Here is a 15,549-nt window from a genome sequence, read left to right as displayed (position 1 = left end):
AAATATTAATTTTGTAACGTTTAAAAAAACAGATTACAATGGAAGATTTAACACAAGAAGAATGGGCAGAGCAATTGGCTAACGATGATAACGCCGTAGTTTTAGATGTTAGAACAGATGGAGAAGTAGCCGACGGAATTATCCCAAATGCGATTCATATTGATATTTATAAAGGTCAAGGCTTTGTTTATGCTCTCGAGGAGCTAGATAAAAGTAAAAACTATTATGTGTATTGTCGCTCAGGAAATAGAAGTGGGCAAGCATGCAATATTATGCAACAATTAGGTTTTGATAACACCTATAACTTAGAAGGTGGTATATTAGAGTGGGAAGGTGATCTGGTTGATTTAGAATAATTAAAAAAGTAATCCTATGAGACGACAAATTGTAATCGGATATTTTATGCTGTTAAGTATGTTTGGATGTAATCAATTGTCGACTCAAAAAGAGTTTGAAGTTGTTTCGGTTGAGCAGGCAAAACATTTACTTCAAAAACCAAAAAAAATTCAGCTTTTGGATGTTCGAACACCTGAAGAATATGCTGAAGGACATCTTGAAGGAGCTTTAAATATCAATTACTTTTCAGAGACTTTTAAAGATGAAGCTTTTAAATTAGATAAAAATAAAAAGGTACTTGTTTATTGTAAATCGGGTAAGCGCAGTAGCAAAAGTGCAATCATTTTGAAGGCGCTAGGGTTCTCCAAAATTTATAGCATAGAAGGAGGTATTACAGCATGGAAAGATGCTAGATTTGAATGCGTTAAGTAGGTAATAATTGCCTTTTACCGAACGCCAAATTGGTTTATCTTTTTTTTCGGCACTTTAACTTGTTTATTTTTTTTCATTAGGTCATTTTCATAATTTTATAGTGTAAAGGCATTGTTTGCAATTAGTTACAAAGCCTTTTTTAAACACCCTAACAATTAAAAAATAAGACTTATGGAAAACGGTTACTTAATTTTGGGCATCATTGCCTTGTTATTTATCTCTATGTACGGCTATTCGTATTATTCAGTTTTTCGTGAAAAAATGAATCAGCGTAAAGCTCAAGATGCCGAAGCTAAGGCTGAAAAAGAAAGACAGCTCCTTCGTCAGCAAAGACAAGCTGAGGTTGATGCAAGGGTTGCAAAATTCAACAAGCGAAAAGAAGAGATTCAACACGAGTTAGAACTTCTTGAAAAAATGAAAAAGCAGCAGATAAGTTAAATTTGCTCGCTGTTTTTATTTTGGATTAATAAAGTTATCAATTTCTTCATTTGATAGCGGGGGATTTGCACCTTCATTTTGAGCTACTAATGCACCGACACCACAGGCAAAATCTATTGCTTCTTGCGGATTTGTATTGTTTAACAGTTTGCTTATCAGCGAAGCTAAAAAGGAGTCGCCAGCTCCAACGGTGTCAACAACCTTTATTAAAAAACCACTGTTATAATATAATTTATTGTTATAAAGCAAAACAGCACCATGAGGGCCTTTGGTAACACAAATATGCTTGGTGTTAGTTTGTTCGGCAATAAACATTAAGTTTTGTTCAAGCGATTTATACTTGGAGTCTAAAAACATGCAAACTTCAAATAATTCATCATCATTAAATTTTATAAAGTCAGCCTTATTCATCAAATACACTAAAAGGTCTTTTGTGTAGTGTGGAGGTCTTAAATTAAGATCAAAAATTTTATACTTAGCACTTTCTAGCAATTTGTATAAGGTGTTTTTAGAGTTGTAGTCTCGAGCAACTAAACTTCCAAAAACAAAGGCATCGGCTTTTTTTACGGCATTTTCTGCATCATTATGCAACTCAATTTTATCCCAGGCACAAGGATGCATTATATTATATGTGGCAGATCCTTTTTCATTTAAGGTTACATGAACCTCGCTAGTAGCGTAGTCTTTTGTGATTTGGATGTTTTCGGTATTAATATTATTTGTCTTTAAGTAGTTTATGAGTTCCGAACCTGGAGCATCGTTTCCAACAGCACTAATCATAGTAACCTCATGATTAAAAGATTGAAGTCGACTGGCGACATTCAAAGGAGCTCCTCCAATTTTTCGGTGTTTTGAAAATACATCAAATAAAATTTCTCCGTAGCAAACAATATTGGCCATAATTCGGTATTAAGTTTTATCAAAAAGACAGTAATGCTTTCAAAATACGAATAAATTATGAAACTCCAATTTATTGTGATTTATCAATTAATAAGGTTGTTTGCATAATTCGACCTCCTATTTTTGCATGTTTGATACCCTAATCGGATTTAGCTTATTACTATCTTTACGGATATAATAAATACATTTTTAATGAGTAGGTGTTTAAAACATTCGGTTATAGTTTTCATTGTGTTAACCATGTTCTCATGTATGAAAACAAAACATATGTCTAAAAATCAAGATTCAAATTCTAAGGTTGAACAAAAGCAACCGAATTTAGTTTTGATATTGGTTGATGATTTAGGTTATGCCGATGTAGGCTTTAATGGTTGTAAAGATATACCAACACCAAATATTGATAGAATTGCAAAAAATGGTGTGAAATTCACAAATGGATACGTGAGTTATTCAACCTGTGGTCCAAGCAGAGCGGGGTTAATAACAGGGCGTTATCAAGATCGTTTCGGTTTTTCTAGAAATCCTTTGTTTGCCCCTAACGACCCAAAAATGGGATTGCCGCTAAGTGAAGAAACCCTAGCTGAGGTACTCAAAAAAGCAGATTACAGGTGTATTGCTCTAGGAAAATGGCATTTAGGAGCCGAGGCATCTTTGAGGCCTCTAAAAAGAGGGTTTGATGATTTTTATGGGTTTTTAACTGGTGGTCATCAGTATTTGCCTGAAAAATGGGATTTAGAAAATGAATACCAAGTTAAATCTCAATATGAAGCCCATAGAACAAAGTTGTTAAGGAATAACCAAAGGGTTGAAGAAAAAGCCTATTTAACTGATGCGCTTTCACGTGAAGCAGTTTCTTATATAGAACAAAATAAGAATAATCCATTTTTTATGTATTTAGCTTATAATGCACCGCATGCGCCGTTACAAGCTACCGAGAAATATTTAAATCGTTTTGATACGATACAGAATATGAAACGAAAAACCTATGCAGCTATGGTAAGTGCTGTCGACGATGGGGTTGGAGAAGTTTTAAACCGTTTAGATGAGCTTGAATTAACAGATAATACGATTGTGGTGTTTTTGTCGGATAATGGTGGGCCACTAACGCATAATGGATCAGATAATGGTGAGTTAAGAGGTAAAAAAGGAGATTTATTTGAAGGAGGTATTCGGGTGCCTTTTGCTATGCAATGGAAAGGGGTTATTCCTGTTGGAATTACCTATGATAAACCGGTGATTTCCTTAGATATTTTTGGAACCATTATAGCGCAGACTAAAACTCCTATTACACTTAAACATTCTATTGATGGGGTTAACCTTATGCCTTTTATTTTAGGTGAAAATAAATGCGCGCCACATGATTACTTATATTGGAAAAAATTTGACGACAACAGTTATGCATTACGAGAGGCTAATGGAAATAAAATAGTTGTGACCCCCACTGAAACTATGGTTTTTAATCTGAAAAATGATATATCAGAACAGGCAAATTTGAGAGCATTTGAAAATACTACGTTTAATAATTTATTAAAGACCTATAGTCAGTGGGATATCGAAAATATCAAACCTGTATTTTTAGGGTTATCCGATGATAAGGAGTACAACAAAACACATCCAAATAGATTTAAAAAACCAGATTAACCGAACAGTTTATTTTAATCAAGAAGTGTATTTATATCGAGGTTTCTAAAACATTGTTCTTCACCTAAATATAAGGGGTCGCCGTGTTTTTCAGACCAAAAGCCATCGAGTAAATTTTTATTGATGCAGCGATATACGGCAACACCTTTATAGGTGTTACCATCTTCTCCTTTATATGAAAAATTTATCACTAATATATTGTCCTTAAAAAAACCTGTGCCAATTTGCTTTTGATTATCACCAATTGTCCAAACGGCTTTTATTCGGTAATTACTATCCAAAGTCAGGGTTAATGTGCCTTTGTAACTATGCGCCTCTTCGTCTTGATTATAGCCAATAATATTAAAGGTTCCAACAAGGTCTTCTACGGTCATATGAATAGTTTTTTTATTGAGGAACGTTATTGATTTAAATATGAAGAGAAATTTTCAGAATTAATAATGTCAATAGGTAATAACTTTTCTTTTGATACTGGTTTGTCAAAAATAAAATATTCAGCTAATTGACTCAGTCCAAGGTATATTTGTTGTCGTGGATTTTGATGAATAAGAAAGTCGATCTGGCGATTTTTTAAAAGTTCAATGTTCTTATCCAGTAAATCGTAACCAATAACTTTAATTTTTAACTCTGGAAAATTGCTTAAAATTTCGGCAACTTTATAAACTTTAGAAGTTGTCACAAATATAGCTGAAATGTCCTTAGTGGTTTTTATAACATCAATAAGTGTTTTGTACTGATTCGATTCTATAGAGTGGCATGTTTTAAGTTTGTAGCTATTATTTGTATTGGTATCGAAATAATCTCTAAAACCTTTTTCTTTTTGCTGCATAAAAGAAGCGTTTAGAAAAAACTCATCTAAATGGGCGATAATGATTTCAGAATTATCGGGGGTAATCATTTCTAAAAGTCTTGCCGCAATTTTACCACTTTGAACCAAATCCTGACCAACAAAATTATTCACATTATCATCGCCAACTCGGTTGTTTATTGTGGTAACCAGTATTTCGGTTTCCTTGTAAGCATTAAATGCTTTTATGGCTTCATTAAAGAAAAGGGGTGCAATTAAAACCGCATCGGGATTTAGTTGTAAAACTTTATCATTAATCTCCGAAAAGGACTGGTTGTTTGTAGGATCGAATAAAAATGTTTCGATAGATACTCCCAGCGATTTGTATTCACTGAAAGCTTCTTCAATGCCTAATTTACATGGTATCCAATACGGGTCGATTTCAGGGTCTGGCAAAATAACATGTATACTGTAGATTTTATTATTTTTTAGGCTTCTGGCTAAAATGTTAGGTTGGTAGTCAATTTCGTCTAAAATTTTATTAACCTTTTTTAAAGCCTTTTCCGAAACCTTACCTCGTTTATGGATTACGCGGTCTACAGTCCCTTTTGAAACACCGGCCAAAAGGGCAATATCTTTAATGGTATATTTTTTCATTACTACAAATATAGTAAAAAGCTTGTCTTGTTAAAATAAAAATGTGCTCGAACACACAAATACATGTTGTCGAGCACATTTTTTGTGTTTTTTCTTTTTTTTGTCAATCTTATTACATATTTTCGCAAAACAAACAATTGAAAATCAGCAAGCTTGGTAAAATTACTAAGGTTGTAAAATATTGGTTTTTAAGTGTTTGTTAGGTATTTTAAGTTTTTAAGAAAGAATAATTAATAGCAATTATGGAAAAGCCAATATTAGTAGTATTAGCGGCTGGTATGGGAAGTCGATACGGTGGATTAAAGCAAATCGATTCATTTACTCCTCAGGGAGATACAATAATTGATTTTTCGATTTATGATGCGCTACAGGCGGGCTTTGGTAAATTTGTGTTTATCATAAGAAAAAGTTTCGAAAAGGAGTTTAAAGAAATTTTTAATAAGAAACTAGAAGGTAAAGCCGAGGTGGATTATGTGTACCAAGAGCTAGATTGCGTGCCTGAAGCATATGTGAACCCGGAGAGAACTAAACCTTGGGGTACCGGTCATGCGCTTTTAATGGCTAAAGATGCTGTTAAAGAAAACTTTGCTATTATTAATGCCGACGATTTTTATAGTAAGGAAGCTTTTGAAAGTATGGCTAAAGCTTTAATGGAAACGGATAAGACGTCTTATGAGTTTAAGACGATGGCTTATTTACTAAAAAATACGGTTTCCGATCACGGATATGTGTCAAGAGGAGAATGTCAGGTAGATGAAAATGGCTTTTTGGTGGATGTAACGGAAAGAACGCATATTGAAAAGATAAATGGAACGTTAAAACGTAAAAATGACGCGGGTGAATTTATAGATATCGATCCCGAGACAGTGGTTTCAATGAATTTTTGGGGTTTTACACCAAAATGTTTTGAATTTGGTGAAGCCTTGTTTTTAAATTTCTTGGAAGAAAATAAAGAAAATTTAAAAGCTGAGTTTTATTTGCCGACCATAGTAAACGAGATTTTAAAATCTGGTAAAGCTAGGGTAGAAGTATTAAAATCGGACGCCAAATGGTTTGGGGTTACTTATCAGGAAGATAAGGCTATTGTGCAAAAAGCTATTGGTGCGTTGAAAGCAGCAAACGTTTATCCTGAAAATTTGTGGTAGAATGAATCAGGAGCGCTTAAAATATGTTTTTGACCAGTTTCAGCATGAGAGTGAATTTGAATCTTTTTCTTATTTAGCCTCAGGTCACATTAACGATACCTATTTGATTAAAACGAAAAATAAACCACACTATGTTTTGCAACGCATAAATCATGGGGTATTTCCAGATGTTCCGGGATTGATAAATAATAAGGTTTCTGTAAGTGCTCACTTAAGAGAAAAACTTGCGAACTTACCCAAGGAAGAAGTGCAACGTCGCGTATTGTCTTTTTTTCCAACGCTAGAAGGAAAGCAATATTTTGGCGGGGACGAAGAAGGGTACTGGAGTTTGATGTTGTTTATAGAAGATAGCGTCACTTTTGAAACCGTTGTTGAGGAAGAAATAGCATACGAAGGAGGTAAACTATTTGGTGAATTTTTAAATCAAACCAGTGATTTTGATGTGGATAATTTAATTGAAGTTATTCCAAATTTTCACGATATGTCTTTTCGTTATAAACAATTTGAAGCTGCATTAAAAAGAGCTACAAAAGAACGTATTGATGAAGCTAAACCCTATATCGATTTGGTTTTAGGGTCTAAAGACGAAATGCATATTTTGCAAGGATTAAAAGATTCGGGGGCTATTCCTACTCGTGTTACACACAACGATACGAAAATTTCAAATGCGCTTTTCGATACAGGTAACAAAGGACTTTGTGTTATAGATACAGATACAGTCATGCCAGGAATTGTTCATTACGATTTTGGCGATGCCATAAGAACCATTTGTAATACGGCGGCCGAAGACGAAACCGATCTCACTAAGATTAATTTTAATTTGCCGTTTTACAAAGCTTATGTAAAGGGGTTTCTTGAAAAAGTTGGAAGCTCATTAACAACTTTAGAGTTAGAAAACCTGCCACTAGGCGCAAAAACTATTATTTTTATAATGGGACTTAGGTTTTTAACCGATTTTTTAAATAACGATATTTATTACAAAGCATCGTATAGTATGCATAATTTAGATAGAGCTAAAAATCAATTTAAACTTTTAAGAAGTTTTACAGAACAATATGAAGAAGTAAAAAAGGTAACCCGTTTAGCATGACTAACAAAAACAGAAGAACTATTTATTAATTAAACAAAATAACCGTATGGTATCATTAAGCACTTTAGATTACATTTTAATAGCTTCCTTTTTTTCCATGACCCTAGGAATTGGAATTTGGGTTTCAAAAAAATCAGGAAAAAACTCTTCCGAATACTTTTTATCAGGTCGAAGTATGCCCTGGTGGTTGTTAGGGATATCTATGGTCGCTACTACATTTTCAACCGATACACCAAACTTAGTAACCGATATTGTTAGAACACATGGTGTTTCAGGAAACTGGGTGTGGTGGGCCTTTTTACTTACCGGATTATTAACTGTATTCGTTTACGCGAAACTTTGGCGTAAATCTAATGTAAATACCGATTTAGAGTTTTATGAGTTGCGCTATGGCGGAAAACCGGCGTCCTTTTTAAGAAAATTTAGAGCGGTTTATTTAGGTGTTATTTTTAACGTAATTACTATGTCGGCTGTAACTTTAGCAGCTATAAAAATTGGAGGTATTATGTTAGGACTAGAACCCTGGCAAACGGTAATTAGTGCTGGTATTATAACCGTAACCTTTAGTGCGCTTGGTGGATTTAAAGGGGTTATATACACCGATTTTTTACTGTTTTTTGTAGCAATGGGTGGTGCCATTGGAGCAGCTTACTATTTGGTTAATTTACCAGAAGTTGGCGGTGTAGCTACATTAATAACTAATGAGAATGTTGTTGATAAATTATCAATACTACCAGATTTTAGCAATACCGATGCCTTAATTACTTTGTTAATTATTCCTTTAGCTGTACAGTGGTGGAGTTCTTGGTATCCAGGAGCGGAGCCTGGTGGAGGCGGTTACATTGCACAGCGTATGTTAGCTGCTAAAGATGAAAACCATGCCATTGGAGCAACTTTCTTCTTTAACATTATGCATTATGCTTTACGCCCTTGGCCATGGATTATTGTGGCTTTAGCCTCGTTAGTGGTATTTCCAGATTTAGCAAGTATACAAGAGGCTTTTCCTAGTATTACTGATGATAAATTGGGACATGATTTAGCGTATTCAGCTATGTTAACGAAACTGCCTAGTGGTCTATTGGGACTGGTTTTAGCGTCATTAATAGCGGCGTATATGAGTACAATTTCTACGCAGTTAAACTGGGGGTCATCTTATATCGTATTCGATTTTTATAAAGAACAAATTAACCCTAATGCTTCTGAGAAACGTTTGGTAGCAGTAGGTAGAATATCGACAATAGTGCTTATGGTTTTTAGTGCCCTATTAGCATTGTTACTTCAAAATGCACTTCAATTATTTGAAGTATTATTAGTGTTTGGAGCAGGTACTGGATTAATATTTATTTTACGTTGGTTCTGGTGGAGAATTAATGCTTGGAGTGAAATAACCGCGATGTTTGCATCAGGTATTATTTCAATTATATTAAAATTAACACCAGCAGGCGCTTTTTTATTCGCAAAAGAAACTGGCGTGTTTTCAAGTTATTTAGAATATCCATTAGTCGTATTAATAACAACTTTAATCTGGTTGGCAGCTACCTTTATCACACAACCGGAAAGCAAAGCCGTATTACAGGATTTCTATAGAAAAATTCAACCTGGAGGGCCTGGATGGGCACATGTACTAACCGAGGCTGAAGCAGAAGGTGTTACGTTAGTAACTAATAAACAACCATGGTCTGTACCTGCAGGTATTATGGCTATGTTGTTAGGTTGTGTATTAATATACAGTTCGATGTTCGCAACAGGATATTGGATTTATGGAAAAACAAACCAAGCTTTAATAATGACAGTACTTGCTATTATTAGTGGAGGGTTATTAATTCGAGTTTGGAAAAAAATTAAAGCAAATATATTGTAAAGATCAAAATTAGACTAAAGCAGATAGGTTATGATTAAAAGTAGTGCAGACAAAGCCACAGGATTCGAAAAACGGTTCGAAAATGTTGATACCGTTGTTTTTGAAGATTCTATTGCAGCATCAAAAGCAGTTGCAAATGAAATCGCAGAGCTGATAAAGTTAAAGCAATCTAAGAATGAGAATTGTATTCTAGGATTAGCTACAGGTTCAACACCTAAAGGGCTGTATGCCGAATTGGTTCGGTTACATAAAGAAGAAGGTTTAAGCTTTAAAAATGTAATCAGCTTTAACTTAGATGAGTATTATCCAATGGAGCCGGATTCAGTTTACAGTTATGTAAGGTTTATGAATGAAAGGCTTTTTAACCATGTAGATATTCTACCTGAAAATGTCCATATTCCAGATGGAAAATTGTCGAAAGAAGAAATATCGGCATACTGTAATGCTTACGAAGCTAAAATTGAAGCTTTAGGAGGCATTGATTTACAGGTGTTAGGTATTGGAGGTAACGGGCATATCGGATTTAATGAGTCTGGATCTTTACAGAATTCTAAAACACGATTAGTGGCACTAGATCATATTACACGTGTTGCTGCAAGTAAAGATTTTGGCGGCTTAGACAAAACGCCAAGAACGGCCATTACTTTGGGAGTTAAAAAAATCATGGAAGCGAAACGCGTGGTATTAATGGCCTGGGGTGAAGGAAAATCAAATATTATCAAAGCTTCAGTTGAAGGCCAGGTAACAAATCAAGTTCCTGCCTCGTTTTTACAAGAACATCGAAATGCCACATTTGTTATAGATAAAAGTGCTTCTTCTAAATTAACAAGAATTGATACACCTTGGTTAGTTGAAAAAATCGAGTGGACCGATAAAATGGCAAGAAAAGCTGTTTTAGGTTTAGCTTTAAGCTTAAAAAAGCCGATTTTGATGCTTACAGATGCTGATTATATCGAAAACGGAATGAGCGATTTATTAGCTGATTCTGGACCTGCTTACGATATTAACATTAAAATATTTAATAAAGTACAGCAAACCATTACAGGATGGCCAGGCGGAAAGCCTAATGCCGACGATAGTAAGCGTCCGGAGCGTGCTGAGCCAGCGAAAAAGCGTGCTTTAATATTTTCGCCACACCCAGATGATGATATCATTAGTATGGGAGGAACTTTCAAACGTTTACAAGAGCAGGGGCACGACGTACATGTTGCTTACCAAACCTCGGGAAATATAGCCGTAGCCGACGACGAAGCGCTTCGTTTTGCTGCTTTCGTATGTGATTACAATGAAAAATTCGGAATTAAAAGTTCTGAAGCAACGCTTATTTACGAGAAGGCCGTAGATTTTCTTAAGAATAAAAAAGATAGTGAAATTGATATTCCGGAGGTGCGTTACATAAAGGGGTTAATTCGTAAAGGAGAAGCTAGAGCAACTGCTCAGTTTGTAGGGTTACCCGATGAAAATATACATTTCATGGAATTACCTTTTTATGAAACAGGTACTATCGAGAAGAATCCAATTGGAGAAGAAGATATTAAAATCACCATGGATTTGATAGAAGAAATTAAGCCTCACCAAATTTATGCAGCAGGAGATTTAGCCGATCCACATGGTACGCATAAAGTATGTTTAGATGCTATTTTCGAATCGGTAAAACGATTAAAAGAAAAACCATTTATGGATGATTGCTGGGTATGGTTATATCGTGGTGCATGGCAAGAATGGGGTATCGACGAAATAGAAATGGCGGTACCTATGAGTCCGGGCCAAGTGTTAGAAAAACGTCACGGGATATTTAAACACCAGTCGCAAAAGGACGGCGTTGTGTTTCAAGGTAGTGATAGTAGAGAGTTCTGGCAAAGAGCTGAGGATAGAAACCGTGAAACAGCCGAACTTTACCATCAACTAGGTTTAGCGCATTATGCCGCTATGGAGGCCTTTGTAAGATGGATATTCTAAAGACCTAAATCTTAATTATTTTATATGAACATATAACTAAATATCTAAACCACCTATTTAAAATCTAGGATATAGCATAAGTAAAAGTAATCCCATTTTATACGAACATTATTATAGTTTTGGGTTGATGATTCCTTAAGAACGAAAAGTCATAGACATTGAAAGTGTTTTTTTCCTGGTGGGTGGTTTAGTATTAGTTATGGTTTACGCATCAACTAACTCACTGCTGTGTTTCTAAAGGAAAAGTCTTGCAACTTTTTCAGCAGCACTTGAAGCAATTCAGCTTCATTATAATCTAGCTTAATATATTTAAAATGACATTAATTAAATCAATTTCCGGAATCCGCGGAACCATTGGTGGGCACGTAGGTGAAAATTTAACACCTGTAGATGCTGTAAAATTTGCTGCTGCCTACGGCATGTGGTTAAAGCAACAAAATTCCAAAAAGGAACTTACCGTTGTTATAGGTCGAGATGCCAGAATTTCAGGTACTATGATAAGTACTTTAGTAAGTCAAACACTTATTGGACTAGGTATCCATGTAAAAAGTATTGGTTTATCAACGACACCTACTGTTGAAGTAGCCGTTCCGTTAGAGAATGCCGATGGTGGTATTATTATTACCGCTAGCCATAACCCCAAACAATGGAATGCACTTAAACTATTAAACCACAAAGGTGAATTTTTAAATGGCGAGGAAGGCGCTAAAATTTTAGACATTGCAGAAACCGATGCTTACACGTTTTCCGAAGTTGATAATTTAGGGGTTTATACAGAAATTGAAGGCTATATAGAAAAGCATATTGACGAAGTTTTAAAACTTAAACTCGTTGATGTTGAAGCTATAAAACAAGCAGGGTTTAAAGTGGTGGTAGATGCAGTAAACTCTTCAGGAGGTATTGCTATCCCAGCACTTTTGGAACGTTTAGGCGTAGATTGTGTAAAGTTGTATTGTGAACCTAATGGTCATTTTCCGCATAATCCAGAGCCTTTAAAAGAACACTTAACAGATATCTCGAAACTTGTAGTTGATGAAAAAGCAGATTTTGGTATTGTGGTAGATCCAGATGTAGACAGGTTAGCTTTAATATGTGAAGACGGTTCCATGTTTGGTGAAGAGTATACACTTGTAGCTTGTGCCGATTATGTTTTAGGGAGATTAGAAGGTGGAAATACGGTTTCTAATTTATCGTCGTCTAGAGCTTTAAGAGATGTTACGCAGAAACATGGAGGTAAATATAGTGCAAGTGCTGTAGGTGAAGTGAATGTCGTTATCGAAATGAAGGCAGCTGGAGCAGTTATTGGAGGTGAAGGAAACGGCGGAATAATTTATCCGGACTCCCATTATGGAAGAGATTCTCTAGTTGGAGTGGCACTATTTTTATCTCATTTAGCACATCAAAAGGTATCATGTAAAGCCTTGCGTGAGTCCTACCCGAACTACTTTATGAGCAAGAAAAAAATAGAATTAACACCTGAAATTAATGTTGATGCTATTTTGGAAAAGATGGCTCAAAATTATCTAAACGAAGAGGTGAATACTATAGATGGCGTGAAAATCGATTTTGAAAGTGAGTGGGTACACCTACGTAAATCAAACACCGAACCGATTATCAGAATTTATACAGAGAGCACTTCTCAGGAATGTGCTGACAAGTTAGCTGATAGCATAATTGAAGAAATAAAAAGCTTAATTTAAAGTTTTTGTTTCGTTTTATTAAAAAGGTTCTTTTGGTAAAAAAACAAGAAGTGTGTAAAGTATAAAATATCGAGAGTTAATGCTCTCGATATTTTTTGCTTTACCTTAACTAAATTACTTTTATTTTTTAACAAAAATAAGAGGTTGTATAGCTCCATAATTATACAGTGTCATAAAAACTCTAGTGTCTGAATCATCTAAAAGACCTATGTTAATAATTTTAAAACAATATTCCAGATTACTATTAGAAGTTTTATAAATTCTAATATAATTATTTTCGTTATCTAATGAGCCATCAGTGCATTTATTATTAGATATACTGTAAGTATAATTATATATTAACGTTTCTTCTGTAGACTTACACGTACCATCTGATTTAAACTCCCAAACAGCTCCTGTAACTTGCTGCTCTCCTTCCAAATTAAATTCTATTAAATCCCAGCTTCCCAGAATATCATTATTGATATCTTGGGCATAAGAATAATTTAACTGGATTATGGCTATTACTAATATTAAGAATATTTTTCTCACTTTATTCTATTATTAAATAAAATCTAAATTTAGTTCGTCTTTTTTAAAGTTTTCAGCGGGTTCTTCTTTTTAACAGTCTCTATATTAAGGTCTTTTTGTGATTCCATGCTGGATTTAGCTTTTATATTTTTACAATTATAATAGTTATATTCAACAAAAAAGTATCAACTATCCTATCAACTAAAAATAAAACCCTCAAAAACAAACGTATTTTGAGGGTTTTTTGTGGAGTCGGAGAGAATCGAACTCTCGTCCAAACAAGTAACCAAAGGGCTTTCTACACGTTTATTCTTTTCTTGGTTTTTCGACTAGAAGCTGGTTAAAGACAACCTACTTACAAGCTTAGCTTCTTAAATTTCGAAAGAGCATCAAAGCAGTACTCCATCTATGTTAACATTTACGATGCCTCTAAAAGGAACGCCGTTAACCAAGGCTTTCCGGAGACATTTAGCTTGTACACCTTGTGTACCTAGGCAATCTTACTATAATTCAGATTAAGCAGCTAAAGCGTAGTTATTCTCGCCGTTTAAAGTTCGATTTAGCCTTTTACGTGTTTCAAAATCATTACACGACGTGCTTACCGTTCAATTAATCTCGCTGTCAAAACCAGTCGACCCCAGTATTAATTTATTAAGTTTGGCGTTACCCTTTCGGGGCAGGCTTTCGGCAGTCGCTCTTTGCAAGGAGCTTCAACAAGGCCTCAATCCTTAACGCGGGCAGCAAAGGTATTAAAAAGTTTGTAAATCAATAATAATCCAACTATTTTAGAGCAAGAATTATTCCAATTTTATTCTCAACTAAACTTATTCTCTAATAAAATCAATAGTCTTTATGTCTGTAACCTTTGCTATAATTAAAGAACGAAAAAATCCACCCGACCGACGTGTCGTTTTTTCACCTAACAAATTAGTGGAAGTACAAGGGGAATTTCCTGAAGCGATGTTTAAAGTAGAGTCTTCAAATATACGAGTGTTTTCAGATAAAGAATATGAGGAAAAAGGTTTCGAAGTTACAAAGAATGTATCAGATTGTGATGTGCTATTAGGTGTAAAAGAAGTGCCTATTTCAGCATTAATTCCGAATAAAAAATATTTTTTCTTTTCCCATACCATAAAAAAGCAGCCCTATAACAGAATGTTACTAAAGGCCATTTTAGAAAAGAACATCGAACTTTACGATCATGAAACGATAGTGAATGAAAAAGGTTTTCGCCTCATAGGTTTTGGAAAGTATGCCGGTATCGTGGGGGCTTATAATGGTTTTAGAACTTGGGGACTCAAGTATAATTGTTGGCATTTACCCAAGGCGGGAACTTTATCAGGACAGAAAGAATTGATTCAGCAATTAAAAACCTTAAAAATTCCAAACATTAAAATTTTATTAACAGGAAGTGGTAAGGTAGCTGCTGGTGCTCAGGAAATGCTTAATGCTATGCAGCTTAAGCAGGTGACCGTCAACGAGTATCTAAATAAAAGTTTCAATGAGCCAATATATTGTAAAATAGATGTTTTGGATTATAATAAACGAAACGATGGGAAAATATTAGATAATTTTGACTTTTTTGATCATCCTGAACAGTATCAATCAGATTTTATGCGTTTCGCCAAGGTAACCGACTTTTATATCGCAGGGCACTTTTATGGCGATGGTGCACCGTTTTTATATACCCGAGAAGACGTTAAAACTAAAGATTTTAAGATAAAAGTAGTGGCCGATATTAGTTGCGATGTCGACGGGCCGGTTGCAACAACACTTAGGGCTTCAACCATTGCAGACCCAATTTATGGTTACGACCCACTAACCGAATCGGAAACCGATTTTACAAACCCTAATGCCATTGCCGTAATGGCGGTCGATAATTTACCTTGCGAATTACCTAAAGATGCTAGTGAAGGTTTTGGGGATATGTTTTTAAAACATGTAATACCTGCTTTTTTTAATAACGATAAAGACGGGGTGTTAGAACGTGCAAAAATGACAGAACATGGGAAATTAACCCAACGTTTTTCATATTTGCAGGATTATGTGGATGGAAAACATTAGTTTTAGCCCTTTAAAGCCCCAAATATCAT

14 protein-coding genes and 1 other RNA gene are annotated in these 15,549 nt (G+C 34.8%); 10 read left to right on the top strand and 5 right to left on the bottom strand.

Annotated elements, in window-relative coordinates; all coding sequences use genetic code 11:
- Nucleotides 1-38: 38 nt before the first annotated feature.
- The 3 genes from ICJ83_RS00425 to ICJ83_RS00415 all read left to right on the top strand — a co-directional run bounded on the left by ICJ83_RS00425 (nucleotide 39) and on the right by ICJ83_RS00415 (nucleotide 1,206).
- The gene (locus tag ICJ83_RS00425; protein ID WP_188228397.1) at nucleotides 39-356 is read left to right on the top strand and encodes a rhodanese-like domain-containing protein; all 318 of its coding nucleotides are present in this window, start codon (nucleotides 39-41) and stop codon (nucleotides 354-356) included.
- Between the two features lie 16 nt (nucleotides 357-372).
- Nucleotides 373-768 carry a rhodanese-like domain-containing protein gene (locus ICJ83_RS00420; protein WP_188228396.1) on the top strand — a complete coding sequence of 132 codons (396 nt, stop codon included), beginning with the start codon at nucleotides 373-375 and terminating at the stop codon, nucleotides 766-768.
- A gap of 171 nt (nucleotides 769-939) precedes the next feature.
- Nucleotides 940-1,206: a hypothetical protein gene (locus ICJ83_RS00415; RefSeq protein WP_188228395.1), complete on the top strand. Its 267-nt coding sequence runs from the start codon at nucleotides 940-942 to the stop codon at nucleotides 1,204-1,206.
- Between the two features lie 15 nt (nucleotides 1,207-1,221).
- On the opposite strand, the gene ICJ83_RS00410 is transcribed toward ICJ83_RS00415, so the two are convergent.
- Nucleotides 1,222-2,106: a carbohydrate kinase family protein gene (locus tag ICJ83_RS00410; protein WP_188228394.1), complete on the bottom strand. Its 885-nt coding sequence runs from the start codon at nucleotides 2,104-2,106 to the stop codon at nucleotides 1,222-1,224.
- A gap of 252 nt (nucleotides 2,107-2,358) precedes the next feature.
- Between ICJ83_RS00410 and ICJ83_RS00405 the strand changes: the two genes are divergently transcribed.
- Nucleotides 2,359-3,747: a sulfatase-like hydrolase/transferase gene (locus tag ICJ83_RS00405; protein WP_223154552.1), complete on the top strand. Its 1,389-nt coding sequence runs from the start codon at nucleotides 2,359-2,361 to the stop codon at nucleotides 3,745-3,747.
- Between the two features lie 14 nt (nucleotides 3,748-3,761).
- Here ICJ83_RS00405 and ICJ83_RS00400 read toward each other — a convergent pair whose 3' ends face one another.
- Together ICJ83_RS00400 and ICJ83_RS00395 are read right to left on the bottom strand one after the other, a co-directional pair.
- Nucleotides 3,762-4,121: a hypothetical protein gene (locus ICJ83_RS00400; protein WP_188228393.1), complete on the bottom strand. Its 360-nt coding sequence runs from the start codon at nucleotides 4,119-4,121 to the stop codon at nucleotides 3,762-3,764.
- A 26-nt stretch (nucleotides 4,122-4,147) separates the two neighbouring features.
- Nucleotides 4,148-5,191 (bottom strand): LacI family DNA-binding transcriptional regulator, encoded by a 1,044-nt coding sequence (locus ICJ83_RS00395; RefSeq protein WP_188228392.1) that lies wholly within the window; start codon nucleotides 5,189-5,191, stop codon nucleotides 4,148-4,150.
- Between the two features lie 242 nt (nucleotides 5,192-5,433).
- Between ICJ83_RS00395 and ICJ83_RS00390 the strand changes: the two genes are divergently transcribed.
- From ICJ83_RS00390 to glmM, 5 genes are all read left to right on the top strand, one after another.
- Nucleotides 5,434-6,336 carry a nucleotidyltransferase family protein gene (locus ICJ83_RS00390; RefSeq protein ID WP_188228391.1) on the top strand — a complete coding sequence of 301 codons (903 nt, stop codon included), beginning with the start codon at nucleotides 5,434-5,436 and terminating at the stop codon, nucleotides 6,334-6,336.
- A gap of 1 nt (nucleotide 6,337) precedes the next feature.
- Nucleotides 6,338-7,426, top strand: coding sequence for a phosphotransferase enzyme family protein (locus ICJ83_RS00385; RefSeq protein ID WP_188228390.1), 1,089 nt, complete (start codon nucleotides 6,338-6,340; stop codon nucleotides 7,424-7,426).
- A 46-nt stretch (nucleotides 7,427-7,472) separates the two neighbouring features.
- Entirely contained in the window at nucleotides 7,473-9,287 is a 1,815-nt protein-coding gene (locus ICJ83_RS00380; protein ID WP_188228389.1) for a sodium:solute symporter family protein, read from the top strand.
- A gap of 30 nt (nucleotides 9,288-9,317) precedes the next feature.
- Nucleotides 9,318-11,246, top strand: a complete 1,929-nt coding sequence (nagB, locus tag ICJ83_RS00375) for a glucosamine-6-phosphate deaminase (RefSeq protein ID WP_188228388.1) — start codon at nucleotides 9,318-9,320, stop codon at nucleotides 11,244-11,246.
- A gap of 314 nt (nucleotides 11,247-11,560) precedes the next feature.
- Nucleotides 11,561-12,946 carry a phosphoglucosamine mutase gene (glmM, locus tag ICJ83_RS00370; RefSeq protein WP_188228387.1) on the top strand — a complete coding sequence of 462 codons (1,386 nt, stop codon included), beginning with the start codon at nucleotides 11,561-11,563 and terminating at the stop codon, nucleotides 12,944-12,946.
- Between the two features lie 120 nt (nucleotides 12,947-13,066).
- Here glmM and ICJ83_RS00365 read toward each other — a convergent pair whose 3' ends face one another.
- Together ICJ83_RS00365 and ssrA are read right to left on the bottom strand one after the other, a co-directional pair.
- Nucleotides 13,067-13,477, bottom strand: a complete 411-nt coding sequence (locus tag ICJ83_RS00365) for a hypothetical protein (RefSeq protein WP_188228386.1) — start codon at nucleotides 13,475-13,477, stop codon at nucleotides 13,067-13,069.
- Between the two features lie 223 nt (nucleotides 13,478-13,700).
- Nucleotides 13,701-14,095, bottom strand: a transfer-messenger RNA (tmRNA) gene (ssrA, locus tag ICJ83_RS00360).
- Nucleotides 14,096-14,308: 213 nt separating this feature from the next.
- On the opposite strand from ssrA, the gene ICJ83_RS00355 reads away from it, so the two are divergent.
- The gene (locus ICJ83_RS00355) at nucleotides 14,309-15,520 is read left to right on the top strand and encodes an NAD(P)-dependent oxidoreductase (RefSeq protein ID WP_188228385.1); all 1,212 of its coding nucleotides are present in this window, start codon (nucleotides 14,309-14,311) and stop codon (nucleotides 15,518-15,520) included.
- Nucleotides 15,521-15,549 lie beyond the last annotated feature (29 nt).

The sequence above is a fragment of the Aestuariibaculum sediminum genome (assembly GCF_014596945.1).
GTDB lineage: Bacteria > Bacteroidota > Bacteroidia > Flavobacteriales > Flavobacteriaceae > Aestuariibaculum > Aestuariibaculum sediminum.
The sequence above is the reverse complement of the archived record's forward strand: the minus strand, read 5'-3'. Positions and strand labels throughout refer to the sequence as shown.

Coding starts and splice junctions, on each gene's coding strand:
- nagB (WP_188228388.1), top strand. CDS start 9,318: ATGATTAAAAGTAGTGCAGACAAAGCCACAGGATTCGAAAAACGGTTC.
- ICJ83_RS00405 (WP_223154552.1), top strand. CDS start 2,359: ATGAAAACAAAACATATGTCTAAAAATCAAGATTCAAATTCTAAGGTT.
- ICJ83_RS00395 (WP_188228392.1), bottom strand. CDS start 5,191: ATGAAAAAATATACCATTAAAGATATTGCCCTTTTGGCCGGTGTTTCA.
- ICJ83_RS00400 (WP_188228393.1), bottom strand. CDS start 4,121: ATGACCGTAGAAGACCTTGTTGGAACCTTTAATATTATTGGCTATAAT.
- ICJ83_RS00410 (WP_188228394.1), bottom strand. CDS start 2,106: ATGGCCAATATTGTTTGCTACGGAGAAATTTTATTTGATGTATTTTCA.
- ICJ83_RS00355 (WP_188228385.1), top strand. CDS start 14,309: ATGTCTGTAACCTTTGCTATAATTAAAGAACGAAAAAATCCACCCGAC.
- ICJ83_RS00390 (WP_188228391.1), top strand. CDS start 5,434: ATGGAAAAGCCAATATTAGTAGTATTAGCGGCTGGTATGGGAAGTCGA.
- ICJ83_RS00420 (WP_188228396.1), top strand. CDS start 373: ATGAGACGACAAATTGTAATCGGATATTTTATGCTGTTAAGTATGTTT.
- glmM (WP_188228387.1), top strand. CDS start 11,561: ATGACATTAATTAAATCAATTTCCGGAATCCGCGGAACCATTGGTGGG.
- ICJ83_RS00385 (WP_188228390.1), top strand. CDS start 6,338: ATGAATCAGGAGCGCTTAAAATATGTTTTTGACCAGTTTCAGCATGAG.
- ICJ83_RS00425 (WP_188228397.1), top strand. CDS start 39: ATGGAAGATTTAACACAAGAAGAATGGGCAGAGCAATTGGCTAACGAT.
- ICJ83_RS00380 (WP_188228389.1), top strand. CDS start 7,473: ATGGTATCATTAAGCACTTTAGATTACATTTTAATAGCTTCCTTTTTT.
- ICJ83_RS00415 (WP_188228395.1), top strand. CDS start 940: ATGGAAAACGGTTACTTAATTTTGGGCATCATTGCCTTGTTATTTATC.